Below are 2691 nucleotides of genomic sequence, written 5' to 3'. Positions count from 1 at the left end.
AAATGTTATCAAAAAGCTTAAAAAAGGTAAAAAATACACAGTTAAAGTAACTTACCTTAAAGATACAATTAAAACAACTGTTAAAGTTAAATAGATGAAAATTTCATCTATTTTTTTATTTTTAAATCACCACCACCAAGTAAATAAAAATCAAAACCTTCATACGGCTTTAATTTTTTATGGCGCTGCCAAAAAGAAAGAACAATATCCAATAGCCAAAAAAATATGCCACAGAAACTTCAATAAATATCAATACTTTAAAAATTGACCAGTTTAAAATATTAAAAATTTAACTGATAGGTTTTTATTTTATTCAAAAAAAGACCATATAATATTTTAAAAACTCTCTAAAAAAAAGAAAAAAATTAGTAGATGTTATTAACACCTACTTGCATTTAATGTTTACTTTTTTAGTTACTTTATTGTAATAAGCATTGCCTTTGTAGGTAATAGTTGCTTTAAAAGTACCTTTTTTAGTTAATTTAGTAATTTTAAAGATTGCAACACCTTTCTTGTTGGTTTTTGCAGTGTATGTTTTCTTGTTGACCTTAAGTGTAACTTTGGCATTTTTTATAGCCTTGTTGAGATTGGTCTTTAGGGTCACGCTGTATTTTTTGGTTTTTACAGATTGTTTGAATGTTTTTGCCTTAGCGGTTAACTTAGGATTTGCCTTTTTGACAGTCACCTTAACGGATTTTGTTGCCTGATTATATTTAGCAGTTCCATTGAAGGTTATTTTAGCAGCATATGCTTTAGGAGCCAATCCTTTTGTTGATACTTTGATTTGACCGTTATCAACTGTTGTGTATGTTTTGGCACCATTTAAATTAACAATAACATCAACACCACTTAAAGGATTGCCGTTAGCGTCCTTTAATGTAACCACTAAATTTTTGTTGACATTGTAAGTTGTAGTGATTGCGCTTGCTGACAATTGTGTTTTGATTTTATTGACTGTTATTTTAGCCTCTTTAGTTACAGAATCGTGTTCGTCATCAGTTACTGTTTTAACTGATAATATGTATGTGCCAGGCTCCAAACCAGATACAGTTATTGTATTATTATTTACATTAACAACAGCATCAGGTTGATTAACCACAGTAGCTTCAATGCTTAAGGCATCTGTAAATGAAATTTCACTAGATCCGGTAGTATTATAATCAAATTCCATATCTTCGACTGTTAATGTAGAATCAATCCTATATGCCATATAAATTGTGCTTTTTCCTTTGTTATCTATTAAGTTTACTAATGTGGTAACATTTTCCATTTTTCTATCAAAGAAAAGCGCAGCACCTTCAACAGCAGAATTTTCAATATAATCTCCAGATATTATAACGTTTTTTGCAAATTTATTAATGTAGTTTGCACCACCCCAATTAGTTGCTTTGTTATTGGAGTATTTTCCATCAATAGTAGAATCAGTTAGTGTATTCATAAAGTAGTTTGCACCACCAAATAAACGGCCTGTGTTGTTATCATAGTCTCCTGTAATGGAAATATTAGATGCGGCACCATAGAAGAAATTTGCACCTCCGCGGTATCCGACATTATCTGCGTAGTCTCCTAAAATAATAACATTAACTGCTGTTTTATTAAAGCAGTTAGCACCTCCACTACCAGTTTTATCACTGCCATTACAATTGGAATTGGCAATATTACGGAGGTAATCTCCAACCATGTAAACATCAGTTACTGATTTAAAGAAGTAATTTGCAGCACCAGAACCGTTTGCTGCAACATTATCACTGAAGTCTCCAGAAATTGAAACATTGACAACATTGTCGTTAAAGTAGTTTGCACCACCGGATATCTGTGCAACATTATTTATGAAATCCCCTGCTATGATTAAATGGCTAATTTTTTTCTTAAAGTAGTTTGCACCACCCCAATCAGCAGCGTTGTTTATGAAAGTGCTGTTCCATATAGTCACATTATCGCCTTCACAGAAAATTGCACCACCTAAAGTTGCATTACCATTGATAAATTTAATGTCGTTTAAAACAACGCTATTTGCAGTGACATTAAATATTCTTGATTTATGTTGTGCATCAATTGTATATCCATTTCCATTAATAGTAATGGATTTAGAAATTAGGATTCCATCAGAAAGAACCCCATCGTTTGCATAATCATTTTCCAATTCTATTGTAGCGCCTTCAGCTGCATTGCGGATTTTGTCCTGCAACGCAGTGAAAGTTCCATTATCTTTTTCGCTTAAAATGTCTTCACTAGAAGATGAAATTAAATTATTTTCTATTTTTTGATTATCATTATCGACTTCTACAGTTGCCTGACTGACAACATCAGAATCTTGACTTTCACTGGCTATTACCTCATCATTAACATCTCCAGCAACTACACTGGAAACTGAAAATAGTACACAGATAATTAAGCAAAAGACCAGTAAAGTCTTTTTAAAATTCATTTTAAAAAATCCTCCATTAATTTGATATATGTTTTATTGTGTGCAAAATATTGTTTAAAACATCAGTTTATTTTATAAAAACTTTAAAAATATAGTTAAAAATCTATTACCGAACATATAAATATATGTCGAATAAAATGAAAAACAAAAAAATTGAAAAATAGTAAAATTAATTTTTTTAACAATGTTGTCCGTTTAATACTGATTTCTCGAATATGAACGGCTAATTATTAAAAAATAACCCTAATCTCCGTTAGATTCAT

Annotated in this window: 1 protein-coding gene; it reads right to left on the bottom strand. The window is 30.6% G+C overall.

All coding sequences use genetic code 11. From position 1 onward, the window contains the following. Window positions 1–385: 385 nt before the first annotated feature. Window positions 386–2428: a hypothetical protein gene (locus QZV12_RS13465; RefSeq protein ID WP_295622676.1), complete on the bottom strand. Its 2043-nt coding sequence runs from the start codon at window positions 2426–2428 to the stop codon at window positions 386–388. Window positions 2429–2691 lie beyond the last annotated feature (263 nt).

This window comes from uncultured Methanobrevibacter sp. (assembly GCF_902769175.1).
Lineage (GTDB): Archaea > Methanobacteriota > Methanobacteria > Methanobacteriales > Methanobacteriaceae > Methanobrevibacter.
Note: the sequence above shows the minus strand (reverse complement) of the source record. Positions and strands in the feature narration are given on the sequence as shown.